The organism is Bacillus sp. REN16, assembly GCF_020731355.1.
GTDB lineage: Bacteria > Bacillota > Bacilli > Bacillales > Bacillaceae_L > Ferdinandcohnia.
This window is the reverse complement of sequence record NZ_JAJFZK010000005.1, coordinates 245,120-264,292: the sequence shown is the minus strand read 5'-3', so window position 1 is coordinate 264,292 and position 19,173 is coordinate 245,120. Positions and strand designations below refer to the sequence as shown.

General features: G+C 42.4%; 12 protein-coding genes. All 12 read right to left on the bottom strand.

All coding sequences use genetic code 11. The features are described 5' to 3' along the window. Positions 1-277: 277 nt before the first annotated feature. Complete coding sequence (locus LKW28_RS08530; RefSeq protein WP_229140039.1) at positions 278-5,605, bottom strand: Ig-like domain-containing protein; 5,328 nt, start codon at positions 5,603-5,605, stop codon at positions 278-280. Positions 5,606-5,610: 5 nt separating this feature from the next. Next, on the bottom strand, positions 5,611-6,180 hold the full coding sequence (locus LKW28_RS08525) for a hypothetical protein (RefSeq protein WP_229139927.1): 570 nt from the start codon (positions 6,178-6,180) through the stop codon (positions 5,611-5,613). 16 nt (positions 6,181-6,196) lie between these two features. Then, positions 6,197-8,137, bottom strand: a complete 1,941-nt coding sequence (locus tag LKW28_RS08520; protein ID WP_229139926.1) for a serine/threonine-protein kinase — start codon at positions 8,135-8,137, stop codon at positions 6,197-6,199. Between the two features lie 182 nt (positions 8,138-8,319). Next, positions 8,320-9,087: a PP2C family protein-serine/threonine phosphatase gene (locus LKW28_RS08515; RefSeq protein ID WP_229139925.1), complete on the bottom strand. Its 768-nt coding sequence runs from the start codon at positions 9,085-9,087 to the stop codon at positions 8,320-8,322. Positions 9,088-9,105: 18 nt separating this feature from the next. Beyond that, positions 9,106-10,365 (bottom strand): DUF6382 domain-containing protein, encoded by a 1,260-nt coding sequence (locus LKW28_RS08510; RefSeq protein WP_229139924.1) that lies wholly within the window; start codon positions 10,363-10,365, stop codon positions 9,106-9,108. 66 nt (positions 10,366-10,431) lie between these two features. After that, entirely contained in the window at positions 10,432-10,734 is a 303-nt protein-coding gene (locus LKW28_RS08505) for a pore-forming ESAT-6 family protein (protein ID WP_229139923.1), read from the bottom strand. Positions 10,735-10,774: 40 nt separating this feature from the next. Continuing rightward, positions 10,775-11,077 carry a WXG100 family type VII secretion target gene (locus LKW28_RS08500; RefSeq protein WP_229139922.1) on the bottom strand — a complete coding sequence of 101 codons (303 nt, stop codon included), beginning with the start codon at positions 11,075-11,077 and terminating at the stop codon, positions 10,775-10,777. A gap of 590 nt (positions 11,078-11,667) precedes the next feature. Beyond that, positions 11,668-11,859: a hypothetical protein gene (locus LKW28_RS08495; RefSeq protein ID WP_229139921.1), complete on the bottom strand. Its 192-nt coding sequence runs from the start codon at positions 11,857-11,859 to the stop codon at positions 11,668-11,670. A gap of 24 nt (positions 11,860-11,883) precedes the next feature. After that, complete coding sequence (locus tag LKW28_RS08490) at positions 11,884-13,287, bottom strand: Mbeg1-like protein (protein ID WP_229139920.1); 1,404 nt, start codon at positions 13,285-13,287, stop codon at positions 11,884-11,886. A 4-nt stretch (positions 13,288-13,291) separates the two neighbouring features. Further along, complete coding sequence (locus LKW28_RS08485; RefSeq protein ID WP_229139919.1) at positions 13,292-14,014, bottom strand: hypothetical protein; 723 nt, start codon at positions 14,012-14,014, stop codon at positions 13,292-13,294. A gap of 286 nt (positions 14,015-14,300) precedes the next feature. Beyond that, positions 14,301-14,552 (bottom strand): methyltransferase, encoded by a 252-nt coding sequence (locus LKW28_RS08480; RefSeq protein ID WP_229139918.1) that lies wholly within the window; start codon positions 14,550-14,552, stop codon positions 14,301-14,303. Further along, positions 14,545-19,155 carry a type VII secretion protein EssC gene (essC, locus tag LKW28_RS08475; protein ID WP_229139917.1) on the bottom strand — a complete coding sequence of 1,537 codons (4,611 nt, stop codon included), beginning with the start codon at positions 19,153-19,155 and terminating at the stop codon, positions 14,545-14,547. The genes LKW28_RS08480 and essC overlap by 8 nt, the downstream gene beginning before the upstream one ends. Between the last annotated feature and the right edge of the window lie 18 nt (positions 19,156-19,173).

Below are 19,173 nucleotides of genomic sequence, written 5' to 3'. Positions count from 1 at the left end.
TCCGTATCCAATCATGGCACGTTTTAAGCCTAAGGAAGTATACCATGGCTTCAAAAGCAAGTAAACGCCAGTCAAATAACGTGGTAAAGCAACAAAATATACAACCACAGCCTTAGTTTGTAACGATTAATGAATAATTATTACAAAAAAATGAATCCTAACCATGCAACATCAAAAAAACAGGCATCCGCCAAAATAGCGAATGCCCGAGGCCCACACGATGTGGGTTACAAGAACGTTGCCACAAGACGTGGCGTTCTTATGCCTTGTTTTAAAATTACATATCCTTTTCGTCTCGTCTGCGGATGATCACTTTTCGGATTGCTACAGCACCTGCTGCTGCGGCCCCGACAAGCCCGACCATTGTGCCCGCAAATAACGTTTTATTTTCGTAAAACTTGACGAGTACACTTTTTTCTACGATTTCGAATTCCATGACTTCGTTATTCTCGTTCCCCGCTTCATCGAAAGCTAACACTTCAACCTTGTATTGGTTGATATCAGAAAGTGTAACAGTTATCACTTTTGTACCGTTCACTTCTTTTACATCCCCATCGAAAAGCTCTCCATTGATCATGACAGATTTGAGGTAATCACTCGGATTATCAAGGCTGATGTTGATCGTCACTGGGTCACGATAGGTCTCGTTTTTCTTTACGCCATCGAAATTCACTTTTGGAGGAGTTTTATCAATAATAAACTCAACGCTAAGCTGCTGGATATTTCCTGCTTTATCCTTCACCTCGAAGAAGAGAACGTGCTTTCCTTCTTCCTCGATTGGGTCACCAAGATTGTAAGGCTGACCATTCAAGGTTTGTGAAATGATATCATATGCATTTAGATCCTCAATCAACAGCTCTGGAAGCAAGCTTTCCTTGAAATACTTATCTGAAATAGCTTCCTTAAACTTAATAACTGGTGATGTTTTATCAATCGTAAATACAATTGTTCGGGATGACACATTGTTTGCTAAGTCATAAATCTCCGCTTTTAAAATGTAATCTCCCTCGTCACTTAGCTGTAAGCCATTCACATATGGACGGCCGTTTAAGGTTACTTTTGTACGACTTGAATCAAGATATCGGTCGGAATACGTTACATTTGGCATTTGGTTCTTGTTGAAGAATCCATCGATAACCCCTGTAATATTCAATACCGGCTTTGTCGTATCCAGAATAAAACTAATATCAATTGTTGATTCGTTTCCTGCTTTATCTCGCGCAAGAACACTGTATTTATACGACATTTCAAGTGATGCCGTTGGAATTCGGCCGGTCACATTTGAACCATTCATCGTTACCGAAACAATTGTATCTTCACTTTGGTCAAGTGCAAATTCAGGTGTGAATACTTCATTAATATATTCGCCATCCTTAATCACACGGCTTTGACCTTTAAATTTCGGAGTGATGACTGGAGCTGTTTTATCGATTGTAAAAGCAATCTGGTCGCTGAATTGGTTACCCGCTTTGTCAATCGCTTCGACACTTACAACATAGTCACCTTCCTGGCTAAAATTATGGCTGAGTCGTGCAGTCTGATTTGCTACCGCAAATCCACCAGCATTGTATCCTCTGCCGTTACGTGTCACGGTAATGCGATTCACATCAAGGTTCACATCACGGATCGCTACACTAACAGGCTTATCGACATTGTAATGGGCTGCATTTTCAACACCTGTAATTTCAATTGCCGGTTTTGTTGTATCAATTGTAAATGTTTTATTTGCGGCAATTGGACCGTTGCCAGCCTTATCCTTCGCGCTAATCGCAATCGTGTACAAGCCATCATCATTAAAATTGTAGCCTAAACTTGAAAGCTTGTTGTTGTTTTCCCATGTTCCGATGTTAAATACCTTGCCATCCTTCGTTACGGAAAGCACAACATAATTCGTACCGAAATTCAATTCATCAACAGAAACGGTAACACGTTTGCCAGTTGGATTAAAGGACTGGTGATCCACACCGTCAATTTTTACAACTGGATACGTTTTGTCGATGATGAACGCAATTTCATCATAGGTTGTTTTATTGCCTGATCTGTCAGTTGCATTGAAGTATAGGACATAGCTGCCTTCTTCTGTGAAATTATGAGTCAGGCTTGCGTTTGTTCTAGATTGGTTTAGAGCTCCAACCTCGTAAGCCTTGCCGTCCTTTGTCACACGTAATGACGTCTGGCCGATGTTCGCATCATTAACTTCGAAAGAAACTTGCTTACTTACATTGTAGTTTGTCATGTGGTCAACGCCAGTGATTTTTAGAGCCGGGAAGCTTTCGTCAACTGTGAACGTAACTTCTTGTGCGTCCGCAATGTTACCGGCAGCATCCGTTGACGTTACCTTAATCACATAGTCGCCATCTTCGTTGAACGGAATCGCAAGACTTGATTCTACACCTTGGTTTTTCCACTCAACAGGCTGATTGTTTACTTTAACTTCAACCTGATTGTTTTTAAAATTCAGCTCGTTAACCTTAACGGTAGCTGTTTGTTTTTTAGCGTAAAATGTTTGGTCTTTAACGTTTTCGATTGTGATCACAGGTTTTACGTTATCCACTGTGAATTTGTGTTTTTGCTCTACTGCTTTATTACCCGCAAAGTCTTCAGAGCGAACAATGACTTCATAGTCACCATCTTCTGGGAAGCTTTGCTTGAACTGATAACCTGTTTCAGTTTCAGTCCATTTTGCATCCTGAACCGGTTTGCCATTAACAAACACTTCATTTTTAGTTGCATCAAAATGAAGGTCGTTGATATCAACGATTAACTCGTTGTTGCCTTGGACAAAGCCTTCGTTCGGGATGTTACCACCGATTTGAATAGCTGGTGGTGTGTGGTCGATTGTGAAGCCTAAATCCTTGCTGCTTTCCTTTTCAAAAGCATCCTTTGCTTTTACATTAACTGAATAAACGCCCTCTTCTTCAAATGAAATGGTTAATTCTTGTGTAATAAACCATTTCACCTTCTGAATCCAACTTTCTTTTATATCCTCGTTATTCACTGTGATTTCAGGAACAAACGGTGTGTAATCATCAACAGTTACAGTTAGATCCACTTTCTCATCTTTAAAATACTTGCCGTTTTCAATATTATACTTAATGTCAGGTCCAGTTTTATCAAGTGTGAATTTTACTGTTTTTTTACTAACATTCTCAGCTTTATCAGTTGAAACAATTTTTAGCTCATAAACGCCATCAACTGTAAAGTTATATCCTGTCGTTGCTTTTTGTCCTTCCAGCTTTAGTGGATCAATTGAATATGGTTCACCATTATGTGTAACCACTACACTTGACTCGCCCATATGGAGGTCAGTGACTGAAATTTTCACATCACGATCTGTGTCATAGCTTCCTTTTTCTCCAATATTTAATACAGTAATTTCTGGAGATACTCTATCGATTGTAAAGCTGACTTGTTTTTCGGCAGCGGTATTTCCTGCCTCGTCAGTTGACTTTAGTTTTACAACGTATTTGCCATTCTCGGTGAAGGTATGTTCCGCCTCAGCGATTCGGTTCTTTTGTTTCGTAAAATCGATTCCATCAGTTGGATAGGTTTCTCCATCCTTTGTAATCGTTAGTTCAATTTTGTCTAAGTCGATATTCCAATCCTCAACCCTCAACTCGACTGGCGTTTCATCATTGTAAAACTCGCCTTCACTTACGCCTTCGATGTAAAGATCTGGAGCTGTTTTATCAATTACAAAAGTTAATTGAGTAAAGTCAGCCTTGTTTCCTGCTTTGTCGAAGTAGTCTACGTTAATTTCATAAACACCTTCTTGTTTGAAACTATGAGTCTTATGAGCTTTGTCGCCTTTAAATACATCTGTTTTACCATCTTTTGTTACTGTTAAAACAGTACTTCCGTCAGCTTTGTTTGTATCCTCAGCAACAATTTCTACGTCCACTTGACTGTTATATTTTTTGTTATTTTCAATACCAGTAAGGGAAACGGTTGGTTTTGTTTTATCAAGTGTAAATGTTTTTGTGACCTTATCCGCCACATGCCCCAACTGGTCAGTTGAGCTTAACTCGATTGTGTATTTGCCTTCCGTTTTAAATGTATGAATTGCTTCAGCCTTTGTACCGTCCTGTACGAAATTTATTTCTTCCGTAAAGTCTGTTTCGTTATGTTTAACAACAAGAGTTGTTTTATCTAAATCAGGAGTAAGGTCTTCTACTGAAAAATGGACAGTTGGATCTTCTGAATAAAACTTCCCGTTTTCGATCCCAGAAATCTCAACAACTGGTTTCTCAGTATCGATTGTAAAAGTAAGTGCAGTGGATTTCGTTTCATTTCCAGCTTTGTCAAACACACTTACTTCGACGCTGTAAACACCATCTGTTAAATTGTGTGTCCCAATAGCTGCTTTACCTTTAATGGTTTCAGTTGTTCCATTTTTCGTTATCTTTAATATGGATTTATCTTCGTCAAAATTTGGGTCACTTGCTGAAACGACTAAATCCTTGGATTGTGTATACTTCTCTTCATTTTCAACACCAGTAACGGAAAGCTCAGGTGCTGTTTTATCAATGATGACATTTAGGATGGTTCCTAATTTCTTATCAGTATCCTTACGATCAGTTACCTTCGCAGATACTGCGTACTTTCCTTCTCCTGAGATCGTGGCAGTTGCTGATTTTTTATTAAAGATTCCTCCAACTACCATTGGGATCTCTTGTTCTTGCTCTTCTCCATCTTTCTTATACGTTAAAGATGCTGAAGAAATATTGAGTGGATTTTGTAAAACAAATTTGACATCTTTATTATAAAAATCATTTTCTGTTTTATTTTCAATATTTAGTGTTTGCCCGCCATGAAGGTTTCCAAAAGAAATGGACTTTGCTTCGCTTGGGTTTCCTGCTTTATCTATTGCTGTCACGGATATCTCATAATATCCTGTTTCATCAAAAGTAATGGAACCTTTATTTCCATTCCATTCAATCTGATCTTTTGATTCATATTCGGATTCATCCTTGATGATGGCCATCTTCACTCCATCTTGTGTAAAGTGTTCTTCATCAACTTCGATGTATAGTTTCACTGTTTTATCAAAAAACCAGCCTTCTTCGACACCATATAACTTAACAACGGGTGCCTTAGAATCTTTGTTTACATTAAAGGTTGATTCATTTGGCGGGTCAATTACCCACGTATCCTTATCAAAATTAATGGTTACCGGTACTTTACCATCCTTGTTAATGTCCGGAATGGATACATTGTAAAGACCTGTGAATCCGCCTTCCGTGACTGGCGTTATACTAGCCACATTTCCTGAGCCTTTTATTTGGATGTCAAAAGGTATTTTGGTCGGATCAGGGGGTGTAATTGAATCCTCAGTTGTTTGGTCGCCACCCTCTTTTGGCGTCATATAATTCGCATAGTCTTCTTTTAAATCGACCTGGAACTGAAGGGTATTACTATTTATATACCACTCATTTGAAAATTCCTGGCCAATTTCCCAAGGTTGTTCATTTTTAAAATGGATCAATTGTTTTGTGTCAACCTGTGATGATACATTCAGGCTAAACAAAACCACCGACAGCACTAACACAAACGCGATCGGGATCCAGAAGACCGATTTGTTTTTTCGGTAGCTTTTTGAGATCATTGCTATCACTTTACGACGCTCCTTTGTTCGATTACTTTATTTGTATGAATAATCATTACATCCACTTCAATTTCAAAATCGGATTCTTCCTCAGGCACAGTGAGGATGGCTGTTTCGCCATCGCCTTCAAGGAGAATCGATGTTTCATCGTCATCCACTAGCAAGGTCGTTTCATCGTCGTCCTGTAAAAGGGCTGTTTCTTGTGATAAAAGCGAGGTTTCCTCCAATAGTGACGTTTCCTCTGCTGATTTGCTTTCTGCCAGCAAACCCGTGGGTGCTATTGTGTTTTCCTCAAGCAAGGAGGTAGACTCGAGCTCTTGGCTCATGAGGGAAGTGTCCTCAACCGATGCCGCAACTGGAACTTCCTTCTTCCGAAGCTTGATTTCACTCGTTGTCCGCTTCGTTTCCTGAGCCTCAAGGGAAATGCGGCCGTTTTTCTTCTTTTTCATAAATCGATTTCCCGTAAGGTCTGCAAAAACTTGAGAGATTTGTAGCTTCATATAGACGATGATTGAGATAATGAGCGTGACCAACGCGCCCGCTAATCCCCCATAAAACATGATTTGGTATTCCAAACGATAGCCCCCCTCTCTAGCTGATATTTAAATTCGCCATGCGCCTTGCCAGTTTTTTATATGCTTCGTTGTCTTTCGCGCCCTCAAGCGCGCCTGCTTTATCAAAGACTTCCTTCGCCTTCGCATAGTTGCGCTGGTCCTCCTGCTTGCCTTGCTCAATATCAAGCATCAGATTGCCAAGCTTTACATAGGCATTCAGGCTTTTCGGATATTCTTTTATGATTCCTTCAAATTGCTCGACGGCTTGGGAATGCTCGCCCATCTCCTGATATATGACGCCGATATTGACCATAACCTCTTCTTTGTTCGGCACATTCAGTTCAAGAAGATTATTATAGTGCTCGATCGCCTGCTCGAAATCATCGCGAGCGGCCACTTGATCCTCTGAATTCACACCTCGACTGTAAAAAGCCTGAGCAAGCTTTTGCTCAAATTCAATCTCGTATTTAAGCTGCAGCTGCTCATCCGGAGCTAACTCGAGAACCCTCTGTGCCTTTTGAACAACCGTGATCGCTTTTGTATTGGCGTCAGCGATTTGCCCCTTATATGAAATGTAAATATTAGCTAGTGAATTATAGTTATCTACCTTTTTCGCGTTGTTCGGGAGGTTATCATTAAACGACTCAAACTCTAAGAGATTCGTAGAGAACTGATCGTAATCGATATTCATGCCGCCCAATGTTGTTGCAAGCGTGATATAGTAGGTCGCGTCCGGAATCTCTTTTTCATTCACCTGCTTAAAATACTTCAATGCCACAGGGTAATCCCGTTTTCGGTCAAAATACGTCATTCCTAGTTTAAAAAGAACCTCACTGTTTTTATGGATATTCCCGTATTCATCATTGATATAGGACTCGATTTTTGAAATACCTGTGTCCACGTCATTTCGATTGATATACACGTCGAGCAGGTTGTTATAGGCGGATGCGCGGCCCTTATCAACCTTGATCGCTTTTTCCAGAAGCTTGATCGCCACAGTATCATCGTCCTCAATCAATGCAATGCTAGATTCATTGACTAGCCCCATGTAATCCTGGAACTGCACATTTTTCATGCCTTGATAGCCAAACACGGATGTCGTTGAAAAACCTAGACATAAGACGGCTGGTATTAAAAAGAGATAGAGCCGCTTCATCATTTTTTTCCGGTAGCCGGCAGTAAGCTTATTGATGTTTTCAAGATCATATAAAAGCTCGGCACACGTTTGATAACGATTTTCCGGTTCAGCCTGCGTGCATTTTAAAATGATGTGCTCGAGCCCTTCCGGTAAGGTCGGGTCCCACTGCCGAATTGGTCGTACTTCATACGGTGGGTCAGCTAGGCTTTTACCGGTTATAAGTTGGTATAGTGTCAGACCTAAGCTATAAATATCAGTTCGGGCATCGGTTCGTTTTCCGGAGAGCTGCTCGGGTGCGGCATAGGTTTTCGTCCCAAGATTCGTCGTATCCGTCAGGCTCTCATCCTTAAATTCGCGCGCAATCCCAAAGTCAATCAGCTTGATTTTTCCTTCTGGCGTGAGCATGATATTATCTGGCTTCATGTCGCGGTAAATAATCGGATGCGGCTTTCTAGTATGTAAATATCCGAGTACTTCTGCAAGCTGCTTCGCCCAATTGATCACAAGCTTTGCCGGAATGATCTTTTCCCGTTTCAACTTTTGCTTAAGCGATTCACCCTCGACGTAATCCATCACGACGTAAATGTCGCCCTCCGATTCGATGATGTCGTAAATCTTCGGAAGTGAGCCATGATCGAGTTTTTTCAGCATATTCGCTTCGACAACTAAGCTGTTGATAAGAAGCTCGTTGTTGCTGTTGTCACGTTTGCGGATATCCTTGACGACAAGGGACTTGTTGAGCCGGTTGTCCATCGCCAAATAGACAATACTCATCCCGCCGCGCCCAATTTCCTTCAATACTTCGTATCTATCATCTATAAAACTTCCGATTTTAATCAACGTAATTCCCCCGAAATGCGCAAGCGCCTTGTTTAGCCCCGACAAGCATAAGACAAGCGCTGACAGAAGGTGCATTTTACCTTCCGAAGCGATTGGCTTATGACCTCGAGGGGCTAGGCGCTGGAGCTAGACACTGAATTCTATGTTCAAATTTCAAATCTTTAAATCCACCAATCAATATTTCACACTACATGCGCAAGAACAATCGAGATATTGTCGACCTCTTTTCGTTCCTTCACGGCATCAATTAGTTTAATCGCCTTGTATTTTAACTGCTTCTCGTTTAAAAATGGATTCGGTCGGAGTTCCTCAAGCAGCTCCTCATCCGTGATTTTATGGTAAAAACCATCCGTACAAAGTAAGAATAACGTTCCCGCTTGCGTTTCACCGGTTAGGATGACGACCTCAAGCTCCTTTGTCGCACCAACACATTGTAAAAGCACATTGCGGCGCGGATCCTTCAAGGCTTGCTCAGGTGTAATGTTTCCGCGCTCCACCTCACGTTCCACCAAGGTTTGGTCTTTCGTTAGCCTTGTCACCTGATCCTGAATTTGATAGGCGCGGCTATCGCCAATATGTACGATATAGTAACGCGAATGAATGATTAGAAGCGCGGTCACTGTTGTTCCCACCTGAGTATTAGTTTCATCCCCGTAATTGAGGATTTTTTCATTTTGCTCGGTTATGCAGGCTTCAAGTGCTTCGCGAATATCCTCTTCTTGCCGGGTAGAATGCAGCAGGTCTGGAAGTCCTTGTTCGAACCAGTCGGATAGTCCGCGAACGACCGTGGCACTCGCTAGTTCCCCGTGAGAGAGCCCGCCCATTCCGTCGCAAACAACGAACATCCCGACATACCCGTTCGGCGTTCTCGCCGTCTTGACAAGCATGGCATCCTGGTTTGTTTTTTTCTTAATTCCAACATCTGTGTGGTATGCATGTATGAACGCCACTTTTTATCACCTCAACTATTAGAAAAGCCTAAACACAAATTCTTCGTTCGCTAATTTGATATGATCTTCATGCTTGATTTTCACCTTATTTTTCGGCACGAGCTTGATGCCATTTACATAACTGCCGTTTCGCGATTCCTGGTCAACGATAAAATACTCCCCGTTTTCAGTTATCAACTCCGCGTGCACGCGTCCCACGACCTTATTTTTAGACGTGTAGTCAGTAGCCCCGGGGTCACGCCCAATTTTAAAGACTTTCTTTGTAACGATGATTTTTTCTTGAGTAGCCGTGAGCAGGAATGGCTGCTGCTGGTGGAAGCCAGTACCGACGCCAAGTGCAGTTGTGCCTTCTTCCTCTTCAGGCTCCTTAAAGGCAGTGAGGACGGTTGTGCCCTCTTCCTCCTCGTCTGGCTCATCCGTATCAAAGGAAATAGGACTGCCAATATTCGGCTTAATGTTGATCGAGGTCCCGCCTGCTAACAGGGAATTCCCTTCGCCAAGCTCGGTACGAGTGATCCGCTTATATTGGACCTCTTCCTCAATCTCAAGCTGCTGTCGTTTCTTTTTATCAGACCTTTTGCTGCTGTATTCTGATGTGATAACACCATTTTCTTCAGATGCCTTGATTTCGCTGCCTGGACTATAATAATTCGGCGTCCTAGGTTCTTCATCATGAATCGGCAGCTTCTGAAAACTTTGAGGCGAAGCCGGCTTGTTCATTAACAGTTCATGCAGCTTTTTTTGAATCGCATAAAGATTGATTTCCTCTGATGTTGCGAAATAATTATGTAATCTCACAAAAAAAGTAAGGTCATCATTTTCATCATAGGAGTGGGAGTGCAGAAAGCTGGTGAAGAATTCCCGGATTGATACCTTTTCAAAAATATTATTTTTAATTGGCATGTACAGTAGAATTAATCTGTTTGAAAAATTATCAATAAAGATGTAGTTCTCATCAAAAACAAAGTTGTTCACATTCAACCCGAGTCGCTCGGCCTCGATCAATGTTTCGACGATGTTGGTGAAAAATGAGTGAAGCTGTTCTTTGGTGAGCTCGTTCGTTGCTGCTTGCGCAAGTGTTACCTCCGTCACCAAGTCATAGCGAAAGAACGCCTCATCGGTCTTGTTAATCACAACACACGGCAAAAGCCCCGGGACTTTGTTGTTTTTTAGCTTATCGGCTTCTGTAAAATCAACACGAAGCTCAGATGGCACCTTATAAAAAATGAATTTCGAAACACCGTAGTTTTCAATCTGTAAATCAACATGTTTGATCATTTCTTGCACTCCCATACTTTAAAGATGATGAGGACAACCGGCGGGGCCAATTGCCCTCCTCATGGATTATTTAAATGCGCTAGCGTTATTGTTAATTGCTGTTTCAGCTGCGTTGTAGTTTGTAACAGTGTTGTCTAGGAATTTAGCGTAGCTGTCAATGACTTGGCGATACTCCTCGAAACGTGGAGCCAATGCATTGAAGTTTCCGCGAATTGTATTAGAAGCGTCAGAGTTCCATGTAGCGGCTAAGCCGTTCATTTCCTTCTTGATGTCTTCTAATGCAGTTGCAAGCTGTTGGTTTAGGGTACGGATTTGCCCAGCGGTTTTACTTACCTCACCAAGGGAAATCTTGATTCCATCAACTGACATAGTGGCACCTCCTTTTTTGATAGTTTAGTAGGTTACTAGATTAGTTTGTTAAGCGACGTGCTTGGTTTACAACCTCGCTTTGTGTTTCACGGTATGTTTTTGAGCTTACTTTTAAGAATTCGGAGTATTGTCTCATCAAGTTCGTCATTTTTTGGAAGTCATCCATGAAGCCCTTGATTTGAGAAACATATGCCATATTATCAGTACCTTGCCATGCTGCACCCATGCCCTCAACCTCTGTGTAAAGAGCTTTGTAAAGTCTCTCGTAGTCAGCAGATTGCTGGTCAATGCGAGTAGCCGCAGTGTCTAATTTCGCTGGATCAACTGTAATTGAACGTGCCATATTTTTTCACCTCCTTAAGATGGAATATGTATAAGTTAACTCGGTTTGGTCCGAGAGAACTTTGGATTCGTGTTGATGCACAGGATGTTTGGATCGTGCCTGGTTTGCGGTATATCAAGTCTGTGAATTTGACACACTGATATACCGATTAGTGCGTTTGCGGTATACCACGCCTGCGATTCTGAACCGTTGGTATACCGATAAACTCGTTTGCGGTATATCACGCCTGTGAATCTACCCTTTTGATACACCGCTAGCCCGCTTTCTTTCCTTTTTTTATAAAAGGAGTATCTAAAAGGGGACATTTGGCTGAGATGCGTTACCTATTTTTCTATAACTCTATCGAAGTGGGCACGCATGCACCTGATTCGTTACCTTTTTCCAGCAACTCTACCCCAATCGGGCACGCATGCACCTGATTCGTTACCTTTTTCCAGCAACTCTACCCCAATCGGGCACGCATGCACCCGATTCGTTACCTTTTTCTAGCAACTCTACCCCAATCGGGCACGCAAGCCCCTGATGCGTTCCCATTTCCCCAAAACTATCCGCAGAAGGGTACGTATTTGCTAGCCTGCTAGCTTCACAGCTCAAATCCGCCGTAAGTTATGGCCAACCCTTCGATATTTGTCGGCTGCACTTTGCAGGCTGGATGCACTTTTGGTTGAGCCAATCCCTTTAAATTCCCGATTGAGTCCATTGGAGATCTCATCGAGTTCCCGTGAGATCGCATTGATTTCAGCGATAATGCTATTAATCTTCCGTTGAACATGAGGCTTCACCTGCAGTCCCTCCTTTGGTTTCTCCTAGCGAATAATCCTTGCCTTGCCAACTAGCTTTGTTTCGCTCGATTCAAGCAATCGGGCAGCAGTATTTAAGTAGCTAATGTTTTGATTAAGCCTGAACGAAAATGAAGTTAGGATATCGGCGCTCAACACATGACGTATGTCTAAAAGATCAACCTCCCAATAGAGGGAATCGATCCTGTCATTCAGTGCGTTCACACGACGCTTAATGCTTTCAAGTCTTTGGGCATAGTAGTAAAGACGATCTACATTCACTTTTAGGTAAGGTTCAACCGGGAAGTAACCACCAAGCTTCGCAACTACTTTTACAAAAATCATGGCTGCTTTTGATGCTACATTCGTTATGAATTGGTTAATTTCATCCTTGACCTGTTGCGTTAGTTCTTTTACCTTTGCAATGAATTTGGTTGCCTGGTCCTTCACCCAGTTAACAGCCTTTTCAAGTCCTCTTTTTGCTGCTTCTAAAATATATAATGTGGCATCGCGAATCGCAGCCGCTGCTCTATACACCAAGACCTTTGGATGAAGTGAGGCTGCCAACATAATAATTCCGGCAATTGGATTTCCGATATCCCGCACAAGGGAGGCTCCCTCAGTTGCATTTTTAAAATCCCCCTGTGCTGTAAAATCCACGCTATCCAAGCCATGTGGATACATCAAGCCTTCTTCCGTGCTGTTTATTTTAACTGTTTTATCTACATATGGCGCATATCCAAGAGATGAAACAACATCTCCTTCATGTACAATAAATGTATTGCGATCCTTTAAAGCATCCCGTTGCGCCTTTGTTAAGGTCCAATAATATAAGGGAGCGCCATTCACAATATACGAGGTCAACTTTTCATCATCGAGATTATTGACGAGTACATATTCCGCCAGATTTCCGCCTTTGGAATGACCGAATACATACTGTTCTCCATCTAAGCCTTTAATGAATTTTCCATAAAAGGCATCTGCTTCCCTTTGCTGTTGAATCGTAACTCCGATACCCGCCTCAACATTGGATACCCAGTCTGTTGCGATATGAGCCACATTTGTTAAATCCTCACTACCTCTAAATACAGCTGTACCGTTCCCTTCTTTATCGGTAAACGCATAGCCGACAAAGCCAGAGTAAGAATCCCCTCCGGAATTGTTTCCTCCATTAGGGTTATTATTTTGATAACCACTTAAGGTAACATCTTTAAGTGGAGAAAATTCATTTCGGTCCTCATCCATAAACTTTTTTATGGCATTGTATTTTGTCAGTTGCCCTTCATTTAAGTCTGGAACTCGAATATTTTTAAGAATATCGTCGATTGTATATTGCTTATTTTTACTTGGCATTGAATCACTAGGGATATCAAGATAGGAAAATTCAAGTAAAATATACTTTTCTTCCTCTGTTAGCTGTGCAAGAGACATTTGATCACTCCTCAAATGCTTCGTAATTCGCCATTACATTCGCAGGACTTTGTAAGATTACATCCGGATGGACATTTTCACTTGGATTTTCAGGATCAAGTCTGTCATCAACGTTCACTTCACCGTATACCTTCCCTTTTAAATTTGACCATGGAAGGTTATTTACGAAAGATGTTTGAATGTATTCAGAAATGTCTTCAGATTGATCGACAAATCCAACAGAAATGACATAAAGCTCCGTACCTAATCCCTTAAACAATTGAAAAAGGTTGTAAATTCCTTCGCTATATTGATCGATGTCCGGCTCACCAGAAGTTTTAATTCCCGCAATAAGGGATACCCTGGCATCGTTATACTTACTTAGGTAATCTTCCACTGACATATCCATCATTGATTCATCTAACTGGCTATTAATCGAAAAATTCACCTTAAAAAGGGTCCCCTCAGGTAGCTCTTTAGCTATATCCGATTCAAGCTTTTGTTGTAATTCATATCCCCATTTAGCCAGTAAATAGTTATCAATCCATTCACCTTTATCATTAAATTCTTTAACAGTAAAAACCTCGTTCGGTTCTCCCTTTGGATGAACGGTAATCATGTCCCCGCCATATAAATCCTGGAAAAGCTTACTTCCCTCTTTTGCGTACATGACCTCAAATTCCTTGTCATACTTGTCTTCTAAATACTGAATCGCTTTATCCTCGGTACTTGCGCTACTTGAACTCATACACCCTGTTCCTCCTATTATGAGAATGAATAGAAGAAGGAATAAGACTACCCTCTTTTGAAACCTCATTTGGCACCTTCCTTACGAATTGCTAGTTTATAAAAATAACCCCTTTTTCGAAGATATCGGACAAAGTTATGTGTATATCGGACATAACTTTGAACATATCGGACAAAAGATTCAATATATCGGACAATTTCGGCCGGATATCGGACAAATCTTCAGATATATCGGACATAGCCCGTCAATGCCGCTTTTCCAAGAACTCATCTGGCCCCTGGCAATCCTAAACCAGCATCAATTTCTTACCGTTTAAAAATCCCAATTCTTCCACAGTCTGGTTGATGTCAAAGATTGTGCCGGTTTCGCGGTCGCAGACGACGGTGGTGTCGGTTGCGACGAAGTAGCCGCCCGAGAGCTCTGTCATCGTGTTTGCGAGTAAAAATGTGACTTCATAGAGCTTGCTCTGGGACGGGATGAAGACGTCATAGGATTCGCCTGAGGCTGGAATGAAAACCTCGACTAACACCTTATCCATGATAGACCGCCTCCTCAACGCGTGACTTCGAACCCGTTAAAAGTTTGACTAACTTTGGTTTTCCTTTTGTCAGCACATATCCGAAGTCCTCTGGGATTTCTTGATACATGCTGTTTGTGACTTTTGAAACCTTCATTAAATACTGATCGGTAATGCCGTTTCCAACCCAGATTCCGTCGCTTAACGAAGCCTGTTTTTTAAACCAAGGCTCAAATGCAACTGAATTCAACGCATCAGCACGGTCTGAGATGACCATATATACATTGAGTCCGTCAATCCGCTCGAGAAAGACCTTCAGCTTATCCTGACCGTCCTCTGATAAAAGCATCATCATGTCGCTGAATGAATGAATCATGCAGAAAATCGGTTCGAACACTGGTGGTGTTGCACCTTCTTCAACCGCATCTTTCGTTGTGTTGTTGCGGAACACCAATGTGTTAAAGAGGTAAACGACGGTTTCCTCGATTTCTGCTGCACTCGACACATGCTTGCCGCCAAGTTCAATCAGATCCTCATTCGGGTCAAACACGATGACTTCATTTTTCTCATTCGTATGAATGATTTCGGAAATCCCTTGCATCACGCTTGATGTGGTTTCGCTGCTGCTTGCCAAGACAAGATTCACACATGATTGACCGAAATCAAAATATGTCACAGCCAGCGAATCTTTTTCCACACCAACTGGAAGTTTATTAGACTTGTTGTAATGAATTTCATCATGCAGATACTCGATATCGACTTTTTCCGGCAAGACTGGAATTCGCTTCGCAGCACTCTTGCCCCAATTGTCGCGCAAACGACGACAGTAATCGGTGATGTATTGGTACATGTCCTCTACACCCTCCGTAATCAGGGCAACTTGGAATTCATAGACGCCGTCAGCCTTGAAAATACCTCGGCCTTTATGCTTCGATGGGAAGACGCCATCAACATTTCCAAGTACTGCTGAATACTCCGTCGTGTCGTTAAGCTGCAATACATACAGCTGCTTGAAGTTTTGCATCAAGCGGTAGCGAATTGCACCGGTATGGGCAGCTGTCACGATAAAATAAATCCCGTACTTCGTCCCCTCACGAGTGAGGAAGGAAATCGACTCCTCATGCGACTCGTACATTTCAGAAAACGCGGCATAGTTGTGGATCACAATCACAATCGATGGCAGACCGTCCTCTGACAGACGGTTGTACGTCTGCAAGTCGCCGCCATAATTGGACAACTGCTTTTTACGTCTCTCAATCTCGCTGCCTAACATTTTAAAGAGATTATCAATCTTCTCACTGTCATGGGATAATAGAACATCCCCAACATGTGGCGCTTCACGGAACCAGCTTAATGTTTCCGAGCTAAAATCTAGCAAGTACGCATTCAGTTCATCTGGCGTATGAGATTCCATGAGCGAGTACATGATTGACGCAACAAACGTCGTCTTCCCGCTACCCGCAACTCCGTAAATGATAGTATTGCCATCCTTTGTTATTGGTAGTCTCATTACATTCTGGCGTTGGTTCGCCGGATCATCATATTCCCCAATCACCGGGTTCAATTCAAAGCGATTCGTTGTTACTTCACGATATTTAACAGCTAAATGATCTAAATAGATTTTTGCAGGTATCGGGTCAAGCCATAACTGCTTGACTGTGATATTTTCCTGTTTTGCTAGATTTTCTAAGTACTTTGTTACTTCATCAAGCTGTTTCGGAGGATGTTGAACCATTGTTCTGCGATCAATCTTCGCACTCTTGATTACGCGACCCAGGTGGTCAATGACGCTAATGCTTTCATCCACGTGTTTTTCCACTTTTTCAGATGGGTAATACGGCGCCCCGCCCCATGCTGATTGACCAAGCTCGAACAATTCGTTATACCCAACCTGTAAGTAAAAACGGCCCGTCGTTGACAGCTCAGCAGCATCTGGTCGTTTGATGACCTCCATACTGTCCGCTTTTTCCTGTACCTTCAGACTGATTCTAAATTTCGAGTTACTCCAAATTTGATCGTCGACGACACCAGACGGCTTTTGTGTGGCTAAAATCAAGTGGACACCTAAGCTTCGTCCGATACGTGCCGCACTCACCAGCTGCTCCATGAACTCTGGCTGCTGGGTTTTAAGCTCGGCGAACTCATCTGAAATCATAAACAAATGCTGTAATGGCTCCGTTACTTGCCCTTCGCGATACAGCTTTTGGTATTTATAAATATCAATATTACTTACATTCATCCGTCGACTCGTCTCACTGAAAATTGACTGACGTCGCTTCAGCTCACTTTGAATCGAAATCAAGGAGCGCTTCACGGCTGCCCCGTCAAGGTTTGTAATCGTTCCAGCCAGATGCGGCAGGTTTAAAAAGGCATTCGCCATTCCCCCACCCTTGTAGTCGATTAAAATAAACGCAACCTCGTCCGGATGATAGTTCACCGCAAGTGACAAAATGAATGTCATGATGAACTCAGACTTACCAGACCCTGTCATACCCGCAATTAGCCCGTGTGGACCGTGGTATTTTTCATGAAGATCTAGCTTGAACAGCTCACCCATCGTGTCGACCCCAATCGGTGTTTCAATCGACAGCACTGGGTTATTTTCCTTCCAGCGAGTCAGTGCGTTCAAGTGCTCGATTTTACTGACCCCAAACATTTCAAGGAAGGTAATCATTTCTGGAAGCGTGTATGCCTCAACCGAGGATGCAAGCTGGATATTAGCTAAGCGAACTGCAACCTCCTCAGCGTCATCACGCTCATAAAACTCTGCATCGAATGCTGTGAAGGAACCAGAAATGTCATCCTTGTCGAAAATCTTGGACATGTCGTCCGCAAGCTCAACCACCATCGTACATTCTTTCGGTAAATTTTTAAGCTCATCGTACAGGGTGACAAGGCTTATTCCGATGTTCTTTTTCTCTTCTAAAAGGAGGTTGAACATCTCAGCCCTTGACGCAAGTGACTTACTCATTGAAAAAATCAAATAGTGCTGGTCAAGGTCCTTTAGCTGCTCCTCATCCATCGCTGCACGACTCGTGATTTCTTTTTCAAAATAAGCGGACAGCTCCTTCACCTCGGTCGCATCTGTTGCGATAAAGCGAATCTGCATCGCCTCATCCCACACATGCGGGAGCCATTTCGTAAACTTCCAGTATTCTTCCTCATTCTTATCGTAAAGGAACACAAGCTTCAGCTCGTCATAACTATGTAAGGCAGTTAATTGAAAAATAAGTCCCTTCACAAAATCCTGCACGCGACTGCGTCTTCCGATCACACCGCTGACATATTCCTCAACAAAGCTTAAGGTTACCGGCACTTGTTTTAAAATGTGCGGCGCCTCCACCATTTTATAAAGCTCATCCTGGAGATTGTCGTCCTCCAGGGTAAATTTTTTCTCAGGGTATTTCAGTTCTGCGTTTAACGGGAGATCGCCAATCCCAAGGCGAACCTTAAGGAAATCATCTTGGCCAATCCCGCGCTCCCAAAGATTTCGTTTTCGCATCGTAATCCTTGAAGTTAAGTTTTGCAGGGCGACATGGTTTTCATGAAGAATCTCACTTTGTCTTACACACTCTTCTTCAATCTTTTGGGCCATTTCTTCAATGTATTTTGAGTATTTTTCCTGACGCTTTTTTTCGTGCTTAATACGCTGCTTTTTCTCGTGGCGCTTTGTTAAAATTGGCCATAATACGGTTCCGATTAACATACTGAAAGACATAATCAATGTCGGCATTGCTTGTGTGAAATCCCCGCCCCGCGCCATTACATTGTTTAGCGTGAACAACCCCATAAAGAGCGACCCCATCCCCATTGTGATGGAAGGCCCAAGCATAAACATCAATGGCGTTTCATCAAGGTCCCGCTGTTGTGGCGGCGGATCAATTCTAATTTCGGTTCTTTTTATATCCCGCTTAAAACGTGGCGAGCGATAATAGAGGTCATCATTTATTTCTTCGGTTTCGAAATCGTCAAGCGGCTCCTCTTCTTCAATAATCGGCTTTTGCACCTCAAACGGACGAAAGGCATTGCGGTCTAAAAATACCAATTGATGTGGGTTATTTAGTGAAAGTAATTTGCCATTGTAGATAATTTTTAACCCCATGATGTAAATAACATCACCGGTTGAGAGAACTTTTTCCTTCACGCGTTCACCGTTGACATATGTACCGTTCGAGCTGTTGTTGTCCCGGATAATTGCGTGCCCCTGTGCATCATACTGAATCACACAGTGGGAGCTGGAAACGAGCTTATTTGAAAACCGAATATGGCAGTCATTGCCACGGCCAACCCGAATACTGTTTCCCGTTACCTCATGCTTTGTATACTCATTTCGATCACTTGTCGGTGGCTCCACATACAAAAGTGCCGATGCGTCATGATTGCGGGAAATCGTATATGTTTTAAATGGCTCAATTTCTTGTTTGACAAGCGTTTCCTGCTTATCGTTCGTGAGAAACGCCGATTTGTTGGATTTTAAAAACCATTTCCCGTCCTCCGCCTCAATCGCCATCATGTCTGCAGCTTTGCCATTCGCATCCTCAGACGTTAAAATATACCTTCCAGTCACGCGTTCAGGCAGCACAAATGTAAAAGCCTTTTCCCGATCAAATAGAGTTAATATCAAAGCAAATCTCTCCCTTAC